The 20,487-nt window shown below is 65.6% G+C and carries 24 protein-coding genes; 12 read left to right on the top strand and 12 right to left on the bottom strand.

The window, feature by feature from the left end; translation table 11 throughout:
• Positions 1-39 precede the first annotated feature (39 nt).
• Genes rph through hemW form a run of 4 tightly spaced genes read left to right on the top strand, consistent with a single transcriptional unit; the run spans position 40 to position 2,928 of the window.
• Positions 40-753, top strand: a complete 714-nt coding sequence (rph, locus tag P0084_RS07950) for a ribonuclease PH (protein WP_308916284.1) — start codon at positions 40-42, stop codon at positions 751-753.
• Positions 750-1,361, top strand: coding sequence for a non-canonical purine NTP pyrophosphatase (locus tag P0084_RS07945; RefSeq protein WP_308916283.1), 612 nt, complete (start codon positions 750-752; stop codon positions 1,359-1,361). The genes rph and P0084_RS07945 overlap by 4 nt, the downstream gene beginning before the upstream one ends.
• A complete protein-coding gene (locus tag P0084_RS07940; protein WP_308916282.1) occupies positions 1,358-1,732 on the top strand; it encodes a RidA family protein in 375 nt (124 codons plus the stop codon). Before P0084_RS07945 ends, P0084_RS07940 begins: the two co-directional genes overlap by 4 nt.
• Positions 1,729-2,928 carry a radical SAM family heme chaperone HemW gene (gene hemW / locus P0084_RS07935; protein ID WP_308916281.1) on the top strand — a complete coding sequence of 400 codons (1,200 nt, stop codon included), beginning with the start codon at positions 1,729-1,731 and terminating at the stop codon, positions 2,926-2,928. Before P0084_RS07940 ends, hemW begins: the two co-directional genes overlap by 4 nt.
• Here hemW and P0084_RS07930 read toward each other — a convergent pair.
• The 6 genes from P0084_RS07930 to rho are packed head-to-tail and all read right to left on the bottom strand — an operon-like array spanning position 2,868 to position 9,582.
• Positions 2,868-3,770 (bottom strand): ParB/RepB/Spo0J family partition protein, encoded by a 903-nt coding sequence (locus P0084_RS07930; protein ID WP_308916280.1) that lies wholly within the window; start codon positions 3,768-3,770, stop codon positions 2,868-2,870. The genes hemW and P0084_RS07930 overlap by 61 nt on opposite strands.
• Complete coding sequence (locus P0084_RS07925; RefSeq protein ID WP_308916279.1) at positions 3,760-4,554, bottom strand: ParA family protein; 795 nt, start codon at positions 4,552-4,554, stop codon at positions 3,760-3,762. The genes P0084_RS07930 and P0084_RS07925 overlap by 11 nt, the downstream gene beginning before the upstream one ends.
• Entirely contained in the window at positions 4,544-5,140 is a 597-nt protein-coding gene (gene rsmG, locus P0084_RS07920; protein ID WP_308916278.1) for a 16S rRNA (guanine(527)-N(7))-methyltransferase RsmG, read from the bottom strand. The genes P0084_RS07925 and rsmG overlap by 11 nt, the downstream gene beginning before the upstream one ends.
• A complete protein-coding gene (mnmG, locus tag P0084_RS07915; RefSeq protein WP_308916277.1) occupies positions 5,137-6,999 on the bottom strand; it encodes a tRNA uridine-5-carboxymethylaminomethyl(34) synthesis enzyme MnmG in 1,863 nt (620 codons plus the stop codon). The genes rsmG and mnmG overlap by 4 nt, the downstream gene beginning before the upstream one ends.
• Positions 7,000-7,010: 11 nt before the next feature.
• A complete protein-coding gene (gene mnmE, locus P0084_RS07910) occupies positions 7,011-8,264 on the bottom strand; it encodes a tRNA uridine-5-carboxymethylaminomethyl(34) synthesis GTPase MnmE (RefSeq protein ID WP_308916276.1) in 1,254 nt (417 codons plus the stop codon).
• A 7-nt stretch (positions 8,265-8,271) separates the two neighbouring features.
• Positions 8,272-9,582, bottom strand: a complete 1,311-nt coding sequence (gene rho / locus P0084_RS07905) for a transcription termination factor Rho (RefSeq protein ID WP_308916275.1) — start codon at positions 9,580-9,582, stop codon at positions 8,272-8,274.
• A gap of 459 nt (positions 9,583-10,041) precedes the next feature.
• Between rho and P0084_RS07900 the strand changes: the two genes are divergently transcribed.
• Genes P0084_RS07900 through dnaQ form a run of 4 tightly spaced genes read left to right on the top strand, consistent with a single transcriptional unit; the run spans position 10,042 to position 12,729 of the window.
• The gene (locus P0084_RS07900; protein WP_308916274.1) at positions 10,042-10,653 is read left to right on the top strand and encodes a Maf family protein; all 612 of its coding nucleotides are present in this window, start codon (positions 10,042-10,044) and stop codon (positions 10,651-10,653) included.
• Positions 10,650-11,447: a shikimate dehydrogenase gene (locus P0084_RS07895; protein WP_308916273.1), complete on the top strand. Its 798-nt coding sequence runs from the start codon at positions 10,650-10,652 to the stop codon at positions 11,445-11,447. Before P0084_RS07900 ends, P0084_RS07895 begins: the two co-directional genes overlap by 4 nt.
• Positions 11,444-12,019 (top strand): dephospho-CoA kinase, encoded by a 576-nt coding sequence (coaE, locus tag P0084_RS07890; RefSeq protein ID WP_308916272.1) that lies wholly within the window; start codon positions 11,444-11,446, stop codon positions 12,017-12,019. The genes P0084_RS07895 and coaE overlap by 4 nt, the downstream gene beginning before the upstream one ends.
• A complete protein-coding gene (dnaQ, locus tag P0084_RS07885) occupies positions 12,019-12,729 on the top strand; it encodes a DNA polymerase III subunit epsilon (protein WP_308916271.1) in 711 nt (236 codons plus the stop codon). Before coaE ends, dnaQ begins: the two co-directional genes overlap by 1 nt.
• Positions 12,730-12,805: 76 nt before the next feature.
• Here dnaQ and secB read toward each other — a convergent pair whose 3' ends face one another.
• Together secB and P0084_RS07875 are read right to left on the bottom strand one after the other, a co-directional pair.
• A complete protein-coding gene (gene secB / locus P0084_RS07880; RefSeq protein WP_308916270.1) occupies positions 12,806-13,345 on the bottom strand; it encodes a protein-export chaperone SecB in 540 nt (179 codons plus the stop codon).
• A gap of 74 nt (positions 13,346-13,419) precedes the next feature.
• Entirely contained in the window at positions 13,420-13,917 is a 498-nt protein-coding gene (locus P0084_RS07875) for an FxsA family protein (RefSeq protein WP_308916269.1), read from the bottom strand.
• 94 nt (positions 13,918-14,011) lie between these two features.
• On the opposite strand from P0084_RS07875, the gene P0084_RS07870 reads away from it, so the two are divergent.
• Genes P0084_RS07870 through P0084_RS07860 form a run of 3 tightly spaced genes read left to right on the top strand, consistent with a single transcriptional unit; the run spans position 14,012 to position 16,075 of the window.
• The gene (locus P0084_RS07870) at positions 14,012-14,677 is read left to right on the top strand and encodes a Tim44/TimA family putative adaptor protein (protein ID WP_308916268.1); all 666 of its coding nucleotides are present in this window, start codon (positions 14,012-14,014) and stop codon (positions 14,675-14,677) included.
• 1 nt (position 14,678) lies between these two features.
• Entirely contained in the window at positions 14,679-15,494 is an 816-nt protein-coding gene (locus tag P0084_RS07865; protein ID WP_308916267.1) for an MltA domain-containing protein, read from the top strand.
• On the top strand, positions 15,491-16,075 hold the full coding sequence (locus tag P0084_RS07860) for a Smr/MutS family protein (protein ID WP_308916266.1): 585 nt from the start codon (positions 15,491-15,493) through the stop codon (positions 16,073-16,075). Before P0084_RS07865 ends, P0084_RS07860 begins: the two co-directional genes overlap by 4 nt.
• Before the next feature lie 63 nt (positions 16,076-16,138).
• On the opposite strand, the gene hslU is transcribed toward P0084_RS07860, so the two are convergent.
• Complete coding sequence (hslU, locus tag P0084_RS07855; protein ID WP_308916265.1) at positions 16,139-17,437, bottom strand: ATP-dependent protease ATPase subunit HslU; 1,299 nt, start codon at positions 17,435-17,437, stop codon at positions 16,139-16,141.
• A 124-nt stretch (positions 17,438-17,561) separates the two neighbouring features.
• Between hslU and P0084_RS07850 the strand changes: the two genes are divergently transcribed.
• Positions 17,562-17,951, top strand: coding sequence for a DM13 domain-containing protein (locus tag P0084_RS07850; RefSeq protein ID WP_308916264.1), 390 nt, complete (start codon positions 17,562-17,564; stop codon positions 17,949-17,951).
• Between the two features lie 4 nt (positions 17,952-17,955).
• On the opposite strand, the gene P0084_RS07845 is transcribed toward P0084_RS07850, so the two are convergent.
• Genes P0084_RS07845 through crtC form a run of 3 tightly spaced genes read right to left on the bottom strand, consistent with a single transcriptional unit; the run spans position 17,956 to position 20,467 of the window.
• On the bottom strand, positions 17,956-19,038 hold the full coding sequence (locus tag P0084_RS07845) for a hypothetical protein (RefSeq protein WP_308916263.1): 1,083 nt from the start codon (positions 19,036-19,038) through the stop codon (positions 17,956-17,958).
• The gene (gene hslV / locus P0084_RS07840) at positions 19,035-19,598 is read right to left on the bottom strand and encodes an ATP-dependent protease subunit HslV (RefSeq protein ID WP_308916262.1); all 564 of its coding nucleotides are present in this window, start codon (positions 19,596-19,598) and stop codon (positions 19,035-19,037) included. The genes P0084_RS07845 and hslV overlap by 4 nt, the downstream gene beginning before the upstream one ends.
• Before the next feature lie 41 nt (positions 19,599-19,639).
• Positions 19,640-20,467, bottom strand: coding sequence for a carotenoid 1,2-hydratase (crtC, locus tag P0084_RS07835; protein WP_374213626.1), 828 nt, complete (start codon positions 20,465-20,467; stop codon positions 19,640-19,642).
• Positions 20,468-20,487: the final 20 nt, after the last annotated feature.

The following is a 20,487-nucleotide window of genomic DNA, read 5'->3' as shown; positions in this document are numbered from 1 at the left end:
CGCGCCATTGGAGGGCGGACCTTACCGGAGAACGTTGATATGAGACCGTCGGGACGCGCGCTGGACCAGATGAGGGACATCCAGATCGAGACCGGGTTCAGTCGTCATGCCGAAGGGTCCTGCCTGATCCGCTGCGGCGACACGCATGTCCTGTGCACCGCATCGGTGGAGGATCGCGTCCCACCCTTCCTGCGCGGGGGCGGACAGGGCTGGGTCACGGCGGAATACGGCATGCTGCCCCGTGCGACCAACACCCGTGGACGGCGGGAGGCGGCGGCTGGCAAGCAGTCCGGCCGCACGCAGGAGATCCAGCGCCTGATCGGACGCAGCCTGCGTGCGGGCGTCGACAGACAGGCGATGGGCGAACGCCAGATCACGATCGACTGCGACGTCCTCCAGGCCGATGGGGGCACGCGCTGCGCGTCGATCACCGGTGGATGGGTCGCGCTGCGGCTGGCGCTGAACACGTTGCTGGACAAGGGCGCGATCACCAGCGACCCGATCCTCGACCACGTCGCAGCCGTGTCGTGCGGGATCTATGCGGGCCAACCGGTGCTGGACCTGGACTATCCGGAGGACAGCCAGGCCGGGACGGACGGCAACTTCGTGATGACCGGGAGCGGCCGCATGATCGAGGTCCAGGCCTCCGCCGAAGGTTCGGCGTTCCGGCGGGACGAGTTCGATGCTCTGCTGGAACTGGCGGACAAAGGCGTGGCCGAACTGGTCGCCGCGCAGAAGGCTGCGACGTCGTGAAGCCGCTAGGCGACACGCTGCTGATCGCCACGCACAATGCGGGCAAGCTGGACGAGTTCCGCGCTCTGTTCGCCCCCCTGGGCGTCTCCGTGAAGGGCGCGGGCGAACTTGGCCTGCCCGAACCCGAGGAGACGGAGGATACCTTCGTCGGCAACGCGCGCATCAAGGCGCGGTCCGCGATGCAGGCGACCGGCCTGCCCGTCCTGGCCGACGATTCCGGTATCGAGATCGACGCCCTGGACGGAGCGCCCGGCGTCCATACCGCCGATTGGGCCGAAACGCCCGCTGGCCGCGACTTCGCGTTGGCGATGCGCCGGGCCTGGGACGCGCTGGAGGATCGGAACGTGCCCGAACCTCGCGGCGCGCAGTTCCGCTGCACCCTGCTGCTGCTTTGGCCCGATGGCACGGAAGCTGTGTTCGACGGCACGTTGCGGGGTCGCGTCGTTTGGCCGATGCGTGGCGCGCGAGGGCACGGCTACGATCCGATCTTCGTGCCCGATGGCCACGCCCGCACGCTGGGCGAGATGACGCCGGACGAGAAGAACGGCCTGAGCCATCGGGCATTGGCGACGGCCGAGCTGAAGGCGGCGTTGGTGGATCGACCATGACCGGCATCACGCGTTACCGTTCCGGCGGCCCGTTCGAGGCGAAGGTCGGCTATTGCCGCGCCGTGCGCGCGGGCGACACCGTCTACGTCGCGGGAACGGTCGCGTCGGAACCGGTACCGGACGGTATCGTGGCGCAATGCGACAGCGCCCTGGCCCGGATCGACATGGCCCTGCGGGACGCCGGATCGGGACTGACCGACGTCGTGCGCGCGACGTACTACGTCACCGATATCGCGCAGTTCGAGCTGTGCTGGCCCGCATTGCGTCGTGCGTTCGGCGACAACCCGCCCGCCGCCACGGTGATCGAGGCGAAGCTGATCGACCCGACCGATTTGATCGAGATCGAGGTCACGGCCTATAGCCCGCGGTGACGGAGAACTGGCAGGAAGCGGGCTTCGGCCTCTATGTCCACTGGCCCTTCTGCGAGGCGAAATGCCCTTATTGCGACTTCAACAGTCACGTCACGGGATATGTGGACGAGACCCGCTGGCGCGATGCGTTGTTGTCGGACCTCCGCCATCAGGCGGCCTGCCTGCCGGACCGACGGCTGGGGTCCATCTTCTTCGGGGGCGGCACCCCTTCGCGCATGCCCCCGGACATCGCGGCCGCCATCATAGCGGAGGCGCGGCGTCTGTGGACGCCAGCCAACGACCTGGAGATCACGCTGGAGGCCAATCCGACCTCGGTGGAGACGGGACGCTTCCACGCGTTCCGCGATGCCGGCGTCAATCGCGTGTCGCTGGGAGTGCAATCCTTGCGCAACCGCGACTTGCGCGCGCTGGGACGCACGCACGACGTGGCGCAGGCCCTGCGGGCGCTTCAATTGGCCCGCGATGTGTTCGATCGGACATCCTTCGACCTGATCTATGCCCGGCAAGGTCAAACGCTGGACGACTGGCGTTCCGAACTGGGCGATGCCGTAGCCCTGCAACCGGATCATCTGTCCGTCTATCAGTTGACGATCGAGCCGGGGACCGTGTTCGCCCGCCGTCACGATGCCGGCCGGCTGCCCGGATTGCCGGATGACGACGTGCAGGCCGACTTGTACCTCGCAACCGATCAGATCCTGGAACGGTGCGGAATGCCGTCCTACGAGGTGTCCAACCATGCCGTGCCGGGACGGGAATGCCGACACAACCTGACCTATTGGCGGGCCGGCGATTGGGTCGGGGTGGGACCCGGCGCGCATGGACGCTTGACGTGGGGAACCGAGCGCCGGGCGACCCGAGCCGTATCGATGCCGGAGGCCTGGCTCGGGGCGGTGGATGCCAACGGTCACGGATTGATCGAGCAATCGACCCTGCCAAGCGATGCTCACGCCGACGAATACCTCATCGGCGCCTTGCGACTGCGCAAGGGCCTGGACCTGGCACGACTGAACCGTTTGGGATCGATCGTCCGGCTCGATGCCCTCGACACGCTGATGGAAGAAGGGCTGGCCAGTTGCCATGGGACGGTCCTGCGACCGACCGCACGCGGCCGCGCCCTGTGCGACAGCATTATCGCCTATCTAGCGGCTAGGTCCGAACCGACCTGTGATAGGGCTTCGCATAAATTATCCAGCTGATCCAAAGACTTGTACCGTATCGACACGGTCCCCCCGCCGTCGCGACCGTGCTTGATCGTGACGACCATCCCGAGGGCGGCACCGATGTCCTGCTGCAGGGCGATCGTATCGGCATCCGAACCGCTCGGGACCGCGGTCGCCATGTCGGAGCCTTGGCTTCCATCTGCCCGGGTCACCGTCTTAGCCAATCGTTCCGTTTCACGCACGGACAGACCCTTCGCAACGACCTGATGCGCCAGTCCGACGGAATCTGGGGCGGTTAGAAGGGCGCGGGCGTGGCCTGCGGATAGCTTTCCATCCCGCAGCATGCCCTGAACGGCATCGGGCAGTTTCAGAAGACGCAGCTGGTTGGCGACGTGACTGCGGCTCTTCCCGAGCGCCTTCGAGATCTGCTCCTGCGTGTGATCGAACCGGTCGATCAGTTGTTGGAAGCCCCAAGCCTCGTCGATCGGGTCCAGGTCCACGCGTTGGATGTTTTCGACGATCGCGAGTTCCAGCATCTCGCGGTCGTCGATGTCGCGGACCACGATCGGCACGTCGTGCAGCCGCGCCTGTTGCGCCGCCCGCCAACGGCGTTCCCCTGCCACGATTTCATATCCGTCGGTACGGTTCGGATCTGGGCGCACGACGATGGGCTGCAGCAAGCCCTTGTCGCGGATCGATCCCGCAAGCTCCTCCATGCGATCCGGATCGAACGTGCGTCGCGGTTGCTTCTCGTTCCGACGGATGAGATCGATCGGGACGATGCGCATTCCGTCCCCGGAGGTGGTGGCCGGTTCCAGGTCCGCCATGAGGGCCGACAGACCACGACCCAAAGCGCGACGTTTCGTGTCATCCGGCATGCTGAACCTCCTGCGTAGGTTGAATACGACGCAAGAACTCCCCAGCGAGCGTCTTGTACGCGATGGCCCCCCGCGACGATGGATCGAATGCGAGGATCGGCATCGCATAGCTTTGCGCTTCGCTCAAACGGACGTTGCGCGGGATCCGCGTTTGGAAGACGAGGTCACCCAACGTTCCGCGGACATCGGCTTCCACCTGCCGCGATATGTTGTTCCGCGCATCGAACATCGTCAGGACCACCCCTCCGAGCCGAAGTTCCGGGTTCGCCGTTTGTCGGATGTTCTTTATCGAGAGGAGCAGCTGCGACAGCCCTTCCAAGGCGAAGAACTCCGACTGCAGTGGGACTAGGACCGATCGACACGCGACGAGGGCATTGATGGTCAGTAAGTTCAATGCGGGCGGACAATCGATCAGAACGACATCGTCTTTGCGGTTCGATCGCGTCAGCGCAGATTTCAGGTGTGTCACCCGTCGCGGGCTGGCGATCAACTGGGTGTCCGCCGAACTCAGATCCGTTGTCGCCGGTATGATGTCCAAACCATCGAAACCAGTCGAGCGGGCGACGTCGTCCACCGGGGCACCGTCCAGAAGGACATCGTAGACCGATTGGGTCCGCGCCGTCCTGTCGATACCAAGTCCCGTCGAGGCATTACCCTGCGGGTCCAGATCCACGATCAGTACCTTCAGGCCACGGGCAGCGAGGGCAGCCCCGAAATTGATGGCGGTCGTCGTCTTTCCGACACCACCCTTCTGATTCGCCACGCTAACGATTTCAGCCCGCATCCGCCCGCCTGCGTACGTTCTCGACTTTCAGTATGATGGATCCCTCTCCTGCCACACTGGTTATCGGCTGAAAATCGAATTCGTATGTCCGACGTGCTGCCTCCACCTCCCTATGCCACGTACGCCCTTTAGGATAGAGGCCGAGGCCGTTATTTGCTACTAGGTCATAGTGATGATCCAGAAGGCGATGTAGGGACGATAGGGCACGGGCGGTGACGACCTCGAACCGTTCGGTGCGAAGATGTTCGATGCGGTCGTTGATCACTTCGTATTCGAGGCCGAGTTCCCTTCGAACGGTGCGGAGGAACGCAGCCTTCCTCGTATCAGCCTCCACCAGAGTCAGACACGTGTCTGAGCCTTTCCGGTGGATCGCTACCGGAACCGCTGGGAAGCCGCCCCCGCTACCGAGGTCGATCCAGTCGACGCCTGCCGGAGCGACTTCGCTGAGTTGGATCGCATCAGCAATATGGCGTTCCCAAACGATCGCGCGATCGTTCCTGGATAAGAGATTGATGGCCGACGACCATTTCGTTATGAGCGCAACATAGGCTGACAAATCTCGAGATGTTTCACGTGAAACACTCATGCCACCTCTTCGGACGATGTAGCCCTCACGTACCGAGACACGACGATCATGGTCGACGGTGTGATCCCCTCCATCGAACCGAGTTGTCCGATCGTCCGCGGACGGATTCGCGAACACCTTTCGACCAGTTCGACCGATAGACCTGGAATGTCGGCGAACTGTACACTCGCAGGTATCTCGAGGTCATGATCCCGCTCTGATCGCTGCCTTTCTCGTAGCTGCCGTTCTTCATACGGACGATAGAATGCATCGTTTGCAACCGTCTGAACGATCTCACGCGGGTATCCCGCCAGGCCCAGACGATCCGCGACGTCGTCGATCGACCGGACACCGAGTCCAAGGGCGATGAGCCCGCTCCGGCGTGTTCCATCTGGCGCGACTTCGATACCGAGATCGGAGAGTTCGCTGCCGGACAGAGACATACTTTCCGCAAGGGATTCGACCTTCGTGATCGTCGACTGCTTTCGTTCGAAAATGTCCCAGCGTCGGTCGGCGACCAACCCGATCTCACGGGCCATCGGAGTAAGGCGACGGTCGGCGTTGTCACACCGGAGATGGAGACGATGTTCCGCCCTCGACGTGAACATACGGTACGGCTCCGTCACGCCCCGGGTCGTGAGGTCGTCTAGCATGACCCCTATATAACTATTGGTACGATCGAAAAGACGTGGATTCCGTCCAAGGATGGCACAAGCCGCCGTCATTCCAGCGACCAATCCCTGGGCCGCCGCTTCCTCGTACCCGGTCGTTCCGTTTACCTGACCAGCCAAGTACAAGCCTCGGACGTCCCGAACCTCCATAGTCGAACGAAGTTGGCGCGGATCGATATAATCGTATTCAACTGCGTATCCGGGTTGAACGATCTCACAGTTCTCCAGCCCGGTTATAGTTCGTATGTACTCAAGCTGTATTTCCGCAGGCAGGGACGTCGAGATGCCGTTGGGATAGACGAGGTCGCTCTCGAGGCCCTCCGGTTCGAGGAATATCTGATGGGAATCCTTGTCGGCGAAGCGCAGCACCTTGTCTTCGATTGATGGACAGTACCTCGGTCCCACACCTTCGATGTGCCCTCCATACATCGCAGATTGTCCGATGTTCGTTCGGACGATCTCATGGGTCGCGACGTTGGTATGCGTGATCGCGCAATCGATGAGACGCTGCGAGGGCGTATGGTTCTCGAACGAAAGCATGACGGGCGAGCTATCGCTCGGCTGGGATTCCAGGACGTTCCAGGCGATCGTGCTGCGACGCAGGCGGGGTGGCGTCCCGGTCTTCAAACGACCCATCTGCGGAAGCAGGTCGCGAAGTCGATCCCCCATCCAGGTGGAGGAGCGATCTCCAGCGCGTCCACCCTCGGTCATGCTCTTGCCTACATGGAGACGCCCATTCAGGAACGTTCCCGTCGCAAGGATGACTTTCGAAGCGGATATAGTTTCGCCATTCGAAAGGACGACGCCCTCGATCCTATCGCTATCCATCAACAGATCGACGACTTCAGCGAAGATGACTGAGAGATTGGACATATCGAGCAGATGGGTAGCCATCCACTGTGCAAACAGACGTCGATCCGATTGACATCGGGGACCTTGCACAGCGGCACCCTTCCGCCGGTTCAACAGCCGGAACTGAATCCCGGAGAAATCCGCGCCCCGCCCGATCAGGCCATCACATGCATCGACTTCTCGAACGAGATGGCCCTTCCCAAGACCTCCGAAGGCCGGGTTGCAAGACATGACGCCGAGATCAGACCGCGCCATCGTGACTAGGCCTGCACGCAGACCCATCCGGGCAACCGCAGCTGCTGCCTCGGCACCAGCATGTCCCGCCCCAACGACGATCACATCGAAATCATGTTTCACGTGAAACATCCCTACTTACCGATGCAGAAACTCGAGAATATTTCAAAGAGTAGATCCTCGACACCCACTTCGCCCAAGATGCTCGACAACGCGTTCATCGCGGTTCGTAGATGATATGCCGCAAGTTCACCGTCTGTTGCAAGCCGAGTGCGGCCTAGGGCCTCTATAGCATCTCGGACCACCTTCTGCTCCCAACGTCGAGAGATGGCGCTGTCATCGTTCGTCCTAGCATGCAGGATAGTAGCAATGCTATCGGCCACAGATCGTCCGTTGTCCTCCGGCAGGACGGAATCGTCCACAGAGCGGGCAGGAACCCTGATGTCTTCCTTACCGATATCGATCCCGGCCGACCGTGGAAGAGGCCCGACGACAATACGGATATCGGCCAAAGCTCCGCACTCGATGGCCCGATCTATACCGATCCGCTCGACCGGATCGGTCGTCTCACGGATGCCGGCCGTATCGAACAGACTGATGGGAAAGCCGTGAATGTCGATCCGGGCTTCGATTACGTCCCGGGTCGTACCGGGAATGTCTGCGACGATCGCCGCCTCCTCCCCCACCAACGTGTTGAACAGGCTCGACTTTCCAACGTTCGGACCGCCCACGATGGCGATGCGGAAACCTCGGCGTAGTGCCCGTACCCCTTCGGATCGTCCCAGTTCCGCCTTCAAGGTCCGTTCGAGCTCGGCAATCCGACGACCCAGCGCCTTCGACACGTCGGGTGGTAGATCTTCATCGGCGAAATCGATCGTCGCCTCGTAACGCGCGGCGATCTCGATCATCTCGCGCCGCCAGTTTCGGATACGGTCCCCCGACGCACCGGTCATGCGGGCAACTGCGGCCTTGCGCTGCATCTCAGTCTCGGCGTCGATCGCATCGGCAAGGCCGTGAACCTGTGTCAGGTCCATCCGACCGTTTTGAAAGGCCCGTCGGGTGAATTCGCCCGCATCGGCTTGCCGAGACCACCCTGTCCCTTCGATCGCCCGCATGGTGGCATCAACGATGGCAGGCCCGCCATGAACGTGGAACTCCACCACCGGTTCACCCGTGAAGCTCGCATCCACCGAGAACCGGAGGACCAAGCCTCGGTCGATCAGTCCGCCATCGGGGGACCAGATGGAGCGGAGGGATGCGACACGAGGGTTCGGCAGCCCACGACAAACGGCTTCGCAGATCGCGTCGGCATTCGGGCCGGACACCCGAACGATCGCGACGCCCGCACGGCCCCGTGCCGTCGCGACGGCATGGATCGTATCGGCCATCGCCTAGTCAGGAGTTCATCGAGTCGAAGAAGTCGGAGTTCGTCTTCGTCTGCTTCAGCTTCGAGATCAGGAACTCGATCGCGTCCGTCGTGCCCATCGGATTCAGGATCCGGCGCAGGACGAACGTCTTCTGCAGGTCCTTCGAATCGACCAGCAGCTCCTCCTTCCGGGTACCCGACTTCAGGATGTCCATCGCCGGGAAGACCCGCTTGTCGGCGACCTTCCGGTCGAGCACGATCTCGGAGTTACCCGTGCCCTTGAACTCCTCGAAGATGACTTCGTCCATGCGACTGCCGGTATCGATCAGGGCAGTGGCGATGATCGTCAGCGATCCCCCTTCCTCGATATTCCGCGCCGCGCCGAAGAAACGCTTAGGGCGCTGCAAGGCATTCGCATCGACGCCACCGGTCAGGACCTTGCCCGACGACGGCACGGTCGTATTGAATGCTCTACCAAGTCTTGTGATCGAATCGAGAAGAATAACAACATCTCGCTTGTGCTCGACCAAGCGTTTGGCCTTCTCGATCACCATCTCGCTCACGGCGACGTGGCGCGTCGCGGGTTCGTCGAAGGTAGACGATATGACCTCCCCCTTTACGGACCGCTGCATGTCGGTCACCTCCTCGGGGCGCTCGTCGATCAACAGGACCATCAGATAGCATTCGGGATGGTTCGTCTCGATCGATTTGGCGATGTTCTGCAGCAGGACCGTCTTGCCAGTCCGCGGCGGCGCGACGATCAGCGACCGCTGCCCCTTCCCGATCGGCGATACGAGATCGATGATCCGAGCGGAGCGGTCCCTTATCGTCGGATCCTCGATCTCCATGTTCAACCGCTCGTCGGGATAGAGTGGCGTCAGGTTGTCGAAGCTGACCTTGTGTCGTGCTCGTTCCGGATCCTCGAAGTTGATCACGGCCACCTTCGTGAGGGCGAAGTAGCGCTCGTTGTCGTCGGGCGCCTGTATCACGCCCTCGACCGTGTCGCCGGTCCGCAGGCTGTGCTGCCGTATCACGTCCGGGCTGACATAGATGTCGTCCGGACCGGGTAGATAGTTCGCCTCCGGCGCGCGCAGAAAGCCGAAGCCGTCCTGCAGGACCTCCAGCACCCCTTCACCGGAGATCTCCCATCCTTCGTCGGCACGCTCGCGCAGGATGGAGAACATTAGTTCCCCCTTGCGCATGGTGGAAGCGTTCTCGATCTCCAACCCTTCCGCCATGTCGACTAGGTCCTTGGGACTGGTCAGCTTCAGGTCACGCAGGTTGAGCTTCTCGGCCGCCTCGGGGGCATCCGTCTGGGTGGGATCGTGGTCGTCACGCATGGGTCGCACTCCGGCGGGCACGTATCGTACGGCCCGCGACATGGTGGAAATTGTGAGGTCGGCAATCCGGGTCAGGACGACCCCGCCTTTGGAACAGTGGCTATGCGTCCGGCACGCCTCCGTCAACTCTCCATATAAGAAGGGATTCTAAGGGATGAAGCAGTTTTAGGGGTATGGAAGAACGGGGATGGATCGGTTCGTCCCCAGGTCCACGACGACGGGAAGCTCAGACGGGCACCTTCGTGTGAACTTCGGGGATAAGCGACCGGCATCCCAGTCTCCACTGTCCTGTCGATCGCGCATACGATTGGGGACGGACGACACGGTCCGACGTTCATCCCCAACCATCGCACAGGGCTGCCACAGGTCCGACTCCGGTGCGGGAATCATGCGACAGCCTGCGGAGGACGGGGGACGCATCGTTTGCGGAAATCGGTTCACAGTTCTATCCCGCGGGTCATGGACAGGGTTTCCCCCGGGCTTTCCCACAGGCTGACGCTGGCTTCCGCCTCCGCGACGCGCGCGCGCCTGCTCGAAGCCGCCGGAATCCCGGTGACGATTCGTCCCGCTCGTTTGGACGAGGAGGCGGTGAAGCTTTCCCTGTCGGCGGAGGACGCCTCCGCGCGCGACGTGGCGGATACGTTGGCCGAGATGAAGGCCACCAAGGGGGCCGTGCCTGGACTGTGTCTGGGTTGCGATCAGGTCCTGACCCATGGACATGTGCTCTTGTCGAAGCCGCGCGATCGGTCGGATGCGGTAACGCAACTGTACGGGCTGCGGGGCAAGCAGCACAGGCTGCTGTCCGCGGCCGTGATCGCGGAGGACGGCCGCCCCGTCTGGCGTCACGTGGCGGAGGTGCGGATGACGATGCGTCCGCTGTCCGATGCCTACGTGGCCAACTACGTCGAGCGGAACTGGAACGAGATCCGCCATGCCGTCGGCGCCTACCAGCTGGAGGCGGAGGGCGCGCGGCTGTTCGACCGGGTCGAGGGCGACTACTTCGCCGTCTTGGGGCTGCCGCTGTTGCAGGTGATCGGGTTCCTCGCGGATCGCGGCGTGGTGGCCACGTGATCCTCGCCGCCGTCCTGGGGGATCCGATCAGCCATTCCCGGTCGCCCGCGCTGCATGGGCACTGGTTGCGACACCACGGGATCGATGGGGCGTACGTACCGTTGCGGGTAACGGCGGTCGTCCTGCCGGATCTCCTCCGCATGATGCCCGGGCTGGGCTTCGCGGGTTGCAACGTCACCATCCCCCACAAGGAGGCGGCCCTGGCATTGGCCGACACCGCCACCGACCGCGCGCGGCGGATTGGCGCGGCCAATACGCTGGTCTTCGCCGATGGCGTCATTCACGCGGATAACACCGATGGATACGGGTTCCTCGCCAATCTGGCGGCGGGGGCCCGGTGGGATCCCGCACGACCCGTTCTGATCCTGGGTGCGGGGGGTGCCGCCCGTGCCGTGATCGATGCCCTGTCCCGCGCGGGCGCTCGCGACGTCCGGGTGGCCAACCGGACACGCGCGCGCGCCGATGCGCTTGCCCACGCGTTCCCCGGAACGCGTGCCGTCGAATGGGGGCCGGACCTCCAGGGATTGGGTCTCCTCGTGAACACGACCGCGCTCGGGATGGTGGGGCAGCCGTCCCTCGACATCGACCTGTCCGAGCTGCCCGGCGATGCCGTGGTGACGGACATCGTCTATACCCCTCTCGAGACCGACCTGTTGGCCGCCGCACGCGCACGGGGCAATCCGGTGGTGGACGGTTTGGGGATGCTGTTGCACCAGGCGGTGCCGGGCTTCCGCGCCTGGTTCGGGGTCGAGCCGCGGGTGGACGGTGCTCTGCGCGACGCAGTCCTTGAATGATCCGTTTGGGACTGACGGGGTCGATCGGCATGGGCAAGACGACGACCGCCGGGATGTTCCGTGACCGGGGCGTGCCCGTCTGGGACGCCGATGCGGTGGTGCACGCACTCTATGGGCCCGGCGGAGCCGCGGTCCCGCCCTTGGTGGAGGCCTTCCCCGACATCGTCGCATCAGACGGCGGCGTGGACCGGTCGATTCTTCGAGCCCACGTTGCGGCCGATCCCGCAGTGCTGGACCGCGTAAGCGCCATCGTGCATCCGCTGGTGGCGCGGGACCGCGAGGCCTTCCTGATGGGCCGCGACGATCCGCTGGTCGTCCTTGACGTCCCGCTGCTGTTCGAGATGGGGCTGGATGCCCGGGTAGACCGCGTCGCGGTCGTATCCACCGACGCCACGACGCAGCGGGACCGCATCCTGTCGCGGGGCACCATGACTGGCGCCGAACTCGATGCGATCCTGTCGCGGCAGATACCGGACGCGGACAAGCGGGCGCGGGCGGATTACGTGATCGACACGTCGACGCCGGCGACGGCGCGTGCGATGGTGGACCGGATCATGGCGGAGCTGACCTGATGCGCGAGATCGTGCTGGACACGGAAACGACCGGTTTCGAGCCGGACGAGGGCGACCGCATCGTCGAGATCGGCGCCGTCGAGTTGGAGAACTACGTTCCCACGGGCCGGACCTATCACCAATACGTTAATCCCGAACGGACCATGCCAGCGGGCGCCTTCGAGGTCCATGGACTGGGTGACGACTTCCTCAAGGACTTCCCCGTCTTCAAGGAGGTCGGCCAGGCGTTCCTCGACTTCATCGGCGACGCTCGCCTCGTGATCCACAATGCGGCCTTCGACATGAAGTTTCTCAACGCGGAACTGGAATGGATGGGCCTGCCGCGCCTGCCTTCCGACCGGGCGCTGGACACGTTGGCCATCGCGCGATCGAAGTTCCCCGGCTCGCCCGCATCGCTCGACGCGTTGTGCCGCAGGTTCGGCGTCGACAACGCATCGCGCACGAAGCACGGCGCGTTGCTCGACTCCGAGATCCTGGCGGAGGTCTACCTGGAACTGATCGGCGGGCGGCAATCAAGCCTGACGCTTGCCGCGACGCGCACCAGCACCGCCATAGCCGATGCGGGCCACTGGCGGCCCGGCCCCCGCCCGACGCCCCTGACGCCGCGCCTGACCGACGCGGAGCGGTCAGCGCACGATGCATTCGTCGCGGGAATGGGGGACGGGGCACTATGGGTGCAGTGGCCCGAACGGGACGCGCCCGGGGCATGAACCAGCGTTGGGATGCCCGGCGGAATCGTCTCCATCGTGATCCCGGATCGAACCGGAATCCCCACGTCCGATGAGGTTACGACTTAGGGGCGTCCGCGGCTTCGGCCTGGGCGCGGCGCTGGATCTCGTTGCGGTACAGCGACACGAAGTCGATCTGCTCGAGGTTCAGCGGCGGGAAGCCGCCGTCGCGGGTCACGTCGTGGACGATCCGGCGCAGGAACGGAAACAGCATCCGCGGGCATTCGATCAGCAGATAGGGATGCAACTGATTGTCCGGCACGTTCTTGATCGCGAAGATACCGGCATAGTCGATCTCCATCCCGAAGATCACGTCGCCGGATTCCTTGGCCTTCGACGTGACGTTCAGCTTGATCGACACGTCGTACTGGCCGTCCTGCCCTCGCTTGCGGGCATCCAGCCCAACCTGGACCGCGATCTCGGGCTGGCCTTCGGCGGCTCGGCCCTTCTGGGCGGCGACGTTCTCGAAGGACATGTCGCGGATGAACTGTCCGAGCACCTGCATCTGCGGAAGCTGCTGCTGCTGCGGCTGAGCGCCGTTCGCCTGACCGTTCTGCGCGGCGGCGGGGGCGGTCGTCGTGTCTGTATCGTCGGCCATGGGTCGCTCCGTCATGGAAATCGGGCGTGCGATATCAAACCGGCCTCCCACTCACAACGGGGGCTAACCCCCGTTCACCGGCCGTCCGGGTCGCGTGTCCAACCCGACGGACCGGTCGGACGGCCATCGCGCGGCACTTCCGCATACTCGCCTTCGAGCACGTCGTCGCGCGCGGGCGGTCGCCGCGTCGGGTGGTCGTGCCGTCCCGGTCCGCTGAACGCCGCGACCGTCACGCGCGCCGCGACGTATCGCATGACCGCATCCCGGATCCCCGGGATCAGCAGCGCGAAGCCCACGACGTCGGTGAAGAAGCCGGGCGTCAGCAGCAGCAGGCCGGACGCGAGGATCATCGCTCCGTGAGCCAGTGGCTTCGTCGGGTCCGACAGGGTGTTGAAGGACGACTGGATCCGCCGCAGCTGCGCCAACCCCTGGCGCCGCACCAGATAGGTGCCGGCAAGCGCGGTCAGCACCACGATGAGCAGCGTCGGCCACAGGCCCAGCCATCCGCCCACCTGGATGAACAGCGCAATCTCCAGGATGGGGACTGCCACGAACAACGCGAACAGCCACATGGCCGCACCTCCGCACTGGACGGGCGCCTTGACCCGTCTGGCGGGTTACATATGTGCCCTCCGTGCGATACCAAGGCGGGGCCTTCGGACAGGGATGGACGATACAGTGATACAACTTCTTGTCCTGGCGGCGATCGCGCTGTTCCTGATCATCCGGCTGAAGAACGTCCTGGGCACCCGCACGGGGTTCGAGAAACCCCCGTCCGTCGAGGGCACGCCGCCGCGTGGCCCCGCCGTGCGCCGCGACTTTGAGGTGATCGAGGGCGGGCCCGATCGCGACATCACCGATCACGTCGACGACGGCAGCCCCGCGGCCAAGGCGCTGGCGGCGATGAAGCTGGCCGAGCCGGGCTTCTCCGTGACGGAGTTCGTGGGCGGCGCGCGCGGGGCGTACGAGATGATCCTGATGGCGTTCGAGAACGGGGACCTGGCCCCCGTGCAGCCCTTCCTCGATGAGGACGTCTACGAGGCGTTCCTGTCCGTCGTCTCGGACCGTGAGGATCAGGGCCTGAAGGTGGATGCCAGCTTCATCGGCGTGCGCGAGACGACGCTCGTGGATGCGGAGTTCGACCGCGCCACCGACACCGCGCAGATCACCCTGCGCTTCGTCGGCGAGCTGACCTCCGTGGTGCGCGACGCGGAGGGTGAGATCGTCGAAGGCGACCCCAACGAGATCCGCAAGCAGCGTGACGTGTGGACCTTCGCTCGCGTGATGGGCGCCGACGATCCCAACTGGAAGCTCGTCGCGACGGGCGAATGACATGTGCGCCGCGACCGCGGTGCATGCTCCGTCGGACCTGGACGGCTGGGACGGAACGGACCCCTGGATCGATCGCCTTCCCCCCGGGATCCGGCCGGAACGGACGGTCGTCGTCCATGTGACGGGCTACTACGAGCCCGAGTTGCGGGGCGCCCGTCGTCGGTCCGACGCCTATCCCGTTCCCATTCACGCCGTGCCCCCGGGCGGCATCACGGCGTCCCGCGCCGCCATCGAGGACGGCGACCTGCTGGCCGGGCGCGAATTGCTTTGGCTGCGGGATCCCGTGGACCGCTTCGTCCTGCAGGTGCAGGGATCGGGACGCATAGCATTGGAGGACGGCAGCGACCTGCGCGTCGGCTATGCCGGTCGAAACGGGCACCCTTATGTTTCACTGGGCCGGCTGTTGATCGAGGCGGGGCATCTGGATGCCGACACGATCACGGCCCGGGCGGTGGCAGGTTGGTTGCGGGCGCAGCCCGATGGCGGGCGCGCGACCATGCGGCGCAACCCATCCTACGTCATGTTCCGCCTCCTGGACACCGATCCGGCGCTGGGCCCCATCGGCACGGCGGGCGTTCCGCTGACGTCCCTGCGCAGCATCGCCATCGATCCCGCTCATGTGCCCCTGGGATCCCTGGTGTGGTTGTCGATCGACGGTCCCGATCCGATCCGCCGGATCTGCGTGGCCCAGGACACCGGCAGCGCGATCACCGGCCCGGGGCGGATCGACCTGTTCTGCGGAACGGGCGATGCCGCGGGGGACCGGGCCGGACGGTTGAACGCGCGGGGGCGCATGACGATCCTGGCGCGGCCATGAGGCGCCTGTCGGAGGCGGACCGCGCGGCGTGGAACGCCTATCGTAAGACGGCGGATCCCTTGGGCCGGGGCATGCGGGACGTGCGCCCCGATCCGGACTCCGATCCCGCGCGGCCCGCGCCCGCCCCGCGCCCGGCACCCGCGACGGTGCCACGGTTCCGCATCGCCCAGGCGGCAGGCGGCACACGGTCCACCCACGACGTCATGGCCCCGCTCGCGCAACGGTTGGCCGCGCAGCCGGTGACGATGGACGCCAAGGCGTTCCATCGCCTGAAGGCGGGCAAGCTGCGCCCGGAGGCGAAGCTGGACCTGCACGGGATGACGCTGGAGGTGGCTCACCCCGAACTGATCGATTTCGTGCAGTCTTGCCGTGCACGGGGCAAGCGGTTGCTGCTGGTCGTGACGGGGAAGGGAAAGCGCCGCGCCGACGACGGTCCCATCCCGACGCGGTTCGGCGTGCTGAAGCACCAGGTCCCGCAATGGCTGCGGATGCCACCCCTGTCGCCGATGATCCTGCAGGTCGCGCAGGCGCATCGCAGCCACGGCGGGGAAGGTGCGTACTACGTCTATCTGCGACGCTAGGCGGGGAGAACCGTCACCCTGAAGATCTGCCCGAGGAACCGCCTGGGTCGACGTTCCGTTTCCTTACAGGACGTAGCGGGACAGGTCCGCCGATTGCGCGAGTTCCGCCACCTGGCCGTCCACGAAGGCGGCGTCCACCACCACCTCCGCTCCGCCCTTGTCGGGGGCATCGAAGGACAGGTCCTCGAACACCCGCTCCAACACGGTATAGAGCCGCCGCGCCCCGATGTTCTCGACCGATTGGTTCACCTGCGCGGCCACGCGGGCCAAGGCGGCGATGCCGTCCTCGGTGAAGGTGACGGACACGTCCTCCGTGCCCATCAAGGCGGCGTACTGGCGGGTCAGGGCGTTGTCCGTTTCCGTCAGGATGCGGACGAAGTCGGCCTCGGTCAGCGGCCGCAGTTCGACCCGGATCGGCAGGCGGCCCTGCAACTCGGGCAGCAGGTCGCTGGGCTTCGCGACGTGGAACGCGCCCGATGCGATGAACAGGATGTGGTCCGTCTTGACGGTGCCGTGCTTCGTGCTGACACTGGTGCCTTCGATCAGGGGAAGCAGATCGCGCTGCACCCCCTCGCGGCTGACATCCGCGCCCCGCGCATCGGACCGGGCGCAGACCTTGTCGATCTCGTCCAGGAAGACGATGCCGTCCTGCTCCACCGCACGGATGGCCTCGCGCTTCACCGTCTCGTCGTCCAGCAGCTTGTCGGCCTCCTCGTCGATCAGCGCCTCGTAGCTGGCGGCGACCGTCATGCGGCGCTTGATGGTGCGCTGGAACGCCTTTCCGAACAACTCGCCCAGATTGGCCATCTGATCCATCCCGGGCTGACCGGGGATCGCCATGCCCATGGGGTTGGACGTGTCCTGCAACTCCAACTCGATCACCTTGTCGTCCAACTCGCCCGTCCGCAACTTGCGGCGGAACGCCTCGCGGGTCCCGTCGCGGGCATCCTGTCCGGCCAGGGCCGTGATCACGCGCTCCTCGGCGGCGTCGTGGGCCTTCGTCTTCACCTCGTCGCGCATGCGGTCGCGGACCATCGTGATCGCGGCCTCGACCAAATCGCGGACGATCTGCTCGACGTCCCGACCGACATAGCCGACCTCCGTGAACTTCGTCGCCTCCACCTTCAGGAAGGGTGCGCGCGCCAACTTGGCCAGCCGGCGCGAAATCTCGGTCTTGCCGACGCCGGTCGGGCCGATCATCAGGATGTTCTTGGGATAGACCTCGTCCTTCAGGTCGTCGTCCAGCCGCTGGCGCCGCCAACGATTGCGCAGGGCAACGGCGACGGCACGCTTGGCGTCGGCCTGTCCGATGACGAAGCGGTCGAGTTCGGAGACGATCTCGCGGGGGGTCAGGTCGGTCATGGGGCGCAGATAAGCGGCGTTCACGGAAACGCAACGTCCGTCACATCGGCGTGCGGCGGGTAGCCAGACGGATCGTCGCGGCGCATCGTCGGGAAGACACAACCATCGCTTCGGAGGATACCCGATGGACCGCAGAACCTTCCTGACCCGCATGTCCACCCTCGGCACGGCCTTGGCCGCCGCCCACGTCACCTTACCCGCCATGGCGGGAGGCCATGGGCGCCTGGGCACCTTCACCGGGGCCGCGCGCTACGGCATCGGCGGCACCGCGGAGGTCGCGGGCAACCAGGTGAACCTGCTTGACGACTTTCGCTTCGGCAGCGCGCCGGACCCGAAGGTCGCGCTGGGCCGCGACGGCTACGACCCGAATACGCTGATGGGCCTGCTGAAGAACACCCAGGGCGCGTCCAGCTACACCATCCCCGCGGGCATCGATCCTTCCGAGTACAACGAGGTCTGGATCTGGTGCGAACAGTACAACGTGCCCTTGGGCGTCGCCAAGCTGGGCGGCTGATCCGTCATTCCGTGAAATGGGCGGGGGGCAGGCGGTCGAGAGGCAGCCAGCCCCCCACCCGCCGCAGCAGGGCGGCGCGGATGCGGACCCACTGCGCGCCCAGGATCAACAGGGCGACACCGATCGCCAGCACGGACGTGACGACCCCGATGCCGGATCCCGCGATGCCTGCCAGCACCACGATGTAGCCCGCGCTCGATACGAGGGAGGAGCGCCGGTCGATGATCACCGCGATCAGCGCCATCGCCACGAGGAACGCCGACAGGACCAGCATGCGCCACGCCGCCGGATCGCCCTCGCCCCCCGCCAGCAGGGTGATGGCGACGGTGTTCACGATGGCGGGGGCGGCCACGACGTGCAGCCAGAAGCCGTTGGCCGAACGCAGGGTCATCCGGTGGGGGTCGGACATGTCGAACCGCATCGCCATCGCGAACAGGCCGATCCCCAGCAGGATGGTGCCCCACGCGAAGGGTCCCGTTCCCGACAGCAGGAAGACCTCGGCCGACGCGATGGTCTCGCCCGAGACGGCGGACAGCAAGAACAGCACCGTGGCGAAGGCGGCGAGCGCGATCAGCGCCATCGCGAAGGGCACGCGGTAGCGCAGCCAGTACGCGAATACCGTCGCCCCCGTCAGCGCGGCGACCAGGGCGACCCGTCCCGGCCTGATGCCGCCGAGGATGGTGAAGGACTCGAGCTGCACCAGCCACAGCCAGCCGGCCGCGACGGTCCAGGCGATAGACAGTGCTATGGCGGGGGCCACCATGCGGCGGCGGCGTACGAAGTATTCCGACAGCAGGCCGACCACCACGAAAGTGCAGAGCGTGCCGATCGTCCATACCGCGCCGAAGCCGTTCGACGTGCCCGCCGCGATCGCCCAGAAGCCCAGCCAGCCGAAGCCCAGGATCGCCAGTCCCACCAGGATGAAGATCTCGTTGAACCCACGGAACAGCGCGAAGGGTTCGTCCGCGCCGGACGCGCCCACGCGCGCGTCGCGCCGCATGGCGGACAGGTCGACGATGCGGGCGGCCTGCGCTTCCGTGATCGTGCCCGCGGCCACGGCGGCACGCAGGTCGTCGCGGTCGATCATCCGCCGATCGCCTCCATCGTCAGGGTGCCGTTCGTATAGACGCAGATCTCGGCGGCGATCGCCATGGCCCGACGGGCCACGGCTTCGGCATCCAGGTCGGTGGCCATCAGCCCGCGCGCGGCGGCCAGCGCGTAGTTTCCGCCCGACCCGATGGCGGCCACGTCGTGCTCGGGCGCCAGGACGTCGCCCGCGCCGGTCACGACCAGAAGCTCGGTGCCGTCCGTCACGATCAGCATGGCCTCCAGCTTCTGCAGGTACTTGTCCGTGCGCCAATCCTTCGCCAGCTCCACGCAGGCGCGCTGCAATTGGCCCGGATGCGCTTCCAGCTTCGCCTCCAGCTTCTCGAGCAGGGTGAAGGCATCGGCCGTCGATCCGGCGAAGCCCGCCACGACGTCGTGGCCGCCCGGTGACAGGCGACGCACCTTGCGGGCGTTGCCCTTCATCACGGTGGCCTGGCCCTGCGTGACCTGACCGTCGCCCGCGATCACGACCCGGCCCCCGCGCTTCACCCCGACGATGGTGGTCCCGTGCCAGCCCGGAAAGTCGTTGTGTTCGCCCATGTCGTGCCCCTCGCTCGCGTCAGGACCCCATATGGGAAGCCCTAGTCCCGGCGCCACCCCGCCCGCCGGGGCACGCGCAGGGCCAGCAGGGGCTTCATCCACCAGGCCTGGAACCGATCGCCGTCGAACGCTTCCCAAACACCCTGCGTGCGGTGCCCGTGGATCACGGTATCGACGACCGCGCGCTGGTAGAACGGGGCGGAGATCATGGACTGCACCGGGCGGGGCGCATGGCCCGTGTCGCAGCGCGTCTCGCGCCGCAGGGCCCAGGCGGACCGAGGCATCCTTTGCAACGGTGGGGCCTCGATCTCGCGCGCGTTGCCGTGGTCGTCGAAGTGCAGCGCGATCCGCGTCTCGGTCCCGTCGCGCAGCTCCGACTCGTAGAAGATCACGCGTCCGTCGGGCACGGGGAACCGGCCCCAATGCCAATAGGCGAAGTCCTGCTCCAGTGGCGCCGTGCCGAAGTTGCTGTCCAGATAGCCGTGGCCGTCCCAGGTCCAGCCGGGGCGGTCGATCTCCACCCGGATGTCCGATGCGGGCGCCAGGGGTCGCCAGACGTGGCTGCCATCGGGTTTCAGCGCGGCCTCGATCCCCGTGACGCCGCGGGGCGTGATCGTGACCCGACCCTTGATCGGCGTCAGGTGCGGGGTCGCGACCTCGTCCAACTCGATGGCGAGCCGTGTCCCGTCCCAGTGCAGCGACGACGGGCCCATCTCGATGCGCTCGGGCGCCTGGTGCAGGGCGGCCCGGCCCCGGTCCGTCATCGTCCACCGCCCGCCGGGGCCGGACATCAGGACGTTGACGCAGACGTTGTTCGTCGGGTCCGTCCGGCCCGACCATCCGTACCAGGGCGAGAAGACGGACCCGATGAACGCGATGACCGATATGG

Origin of the sequence: Jannaschia maritima (genome assembly GCF_030973515.1) — a bacterium.
Taxonomy (GTDB): Bacteria; Pseudomonadota; Alphaproteobacteria; order Rhodobacterales; family Rhodobacteraceae; genus Jannaschia; species Jannaschia maritima.
The sequence above is the reverse complement of the archived record's forward strand: the minus strand, read 5'-3'. Positions and strand labels throughout refer to the sequence as shown.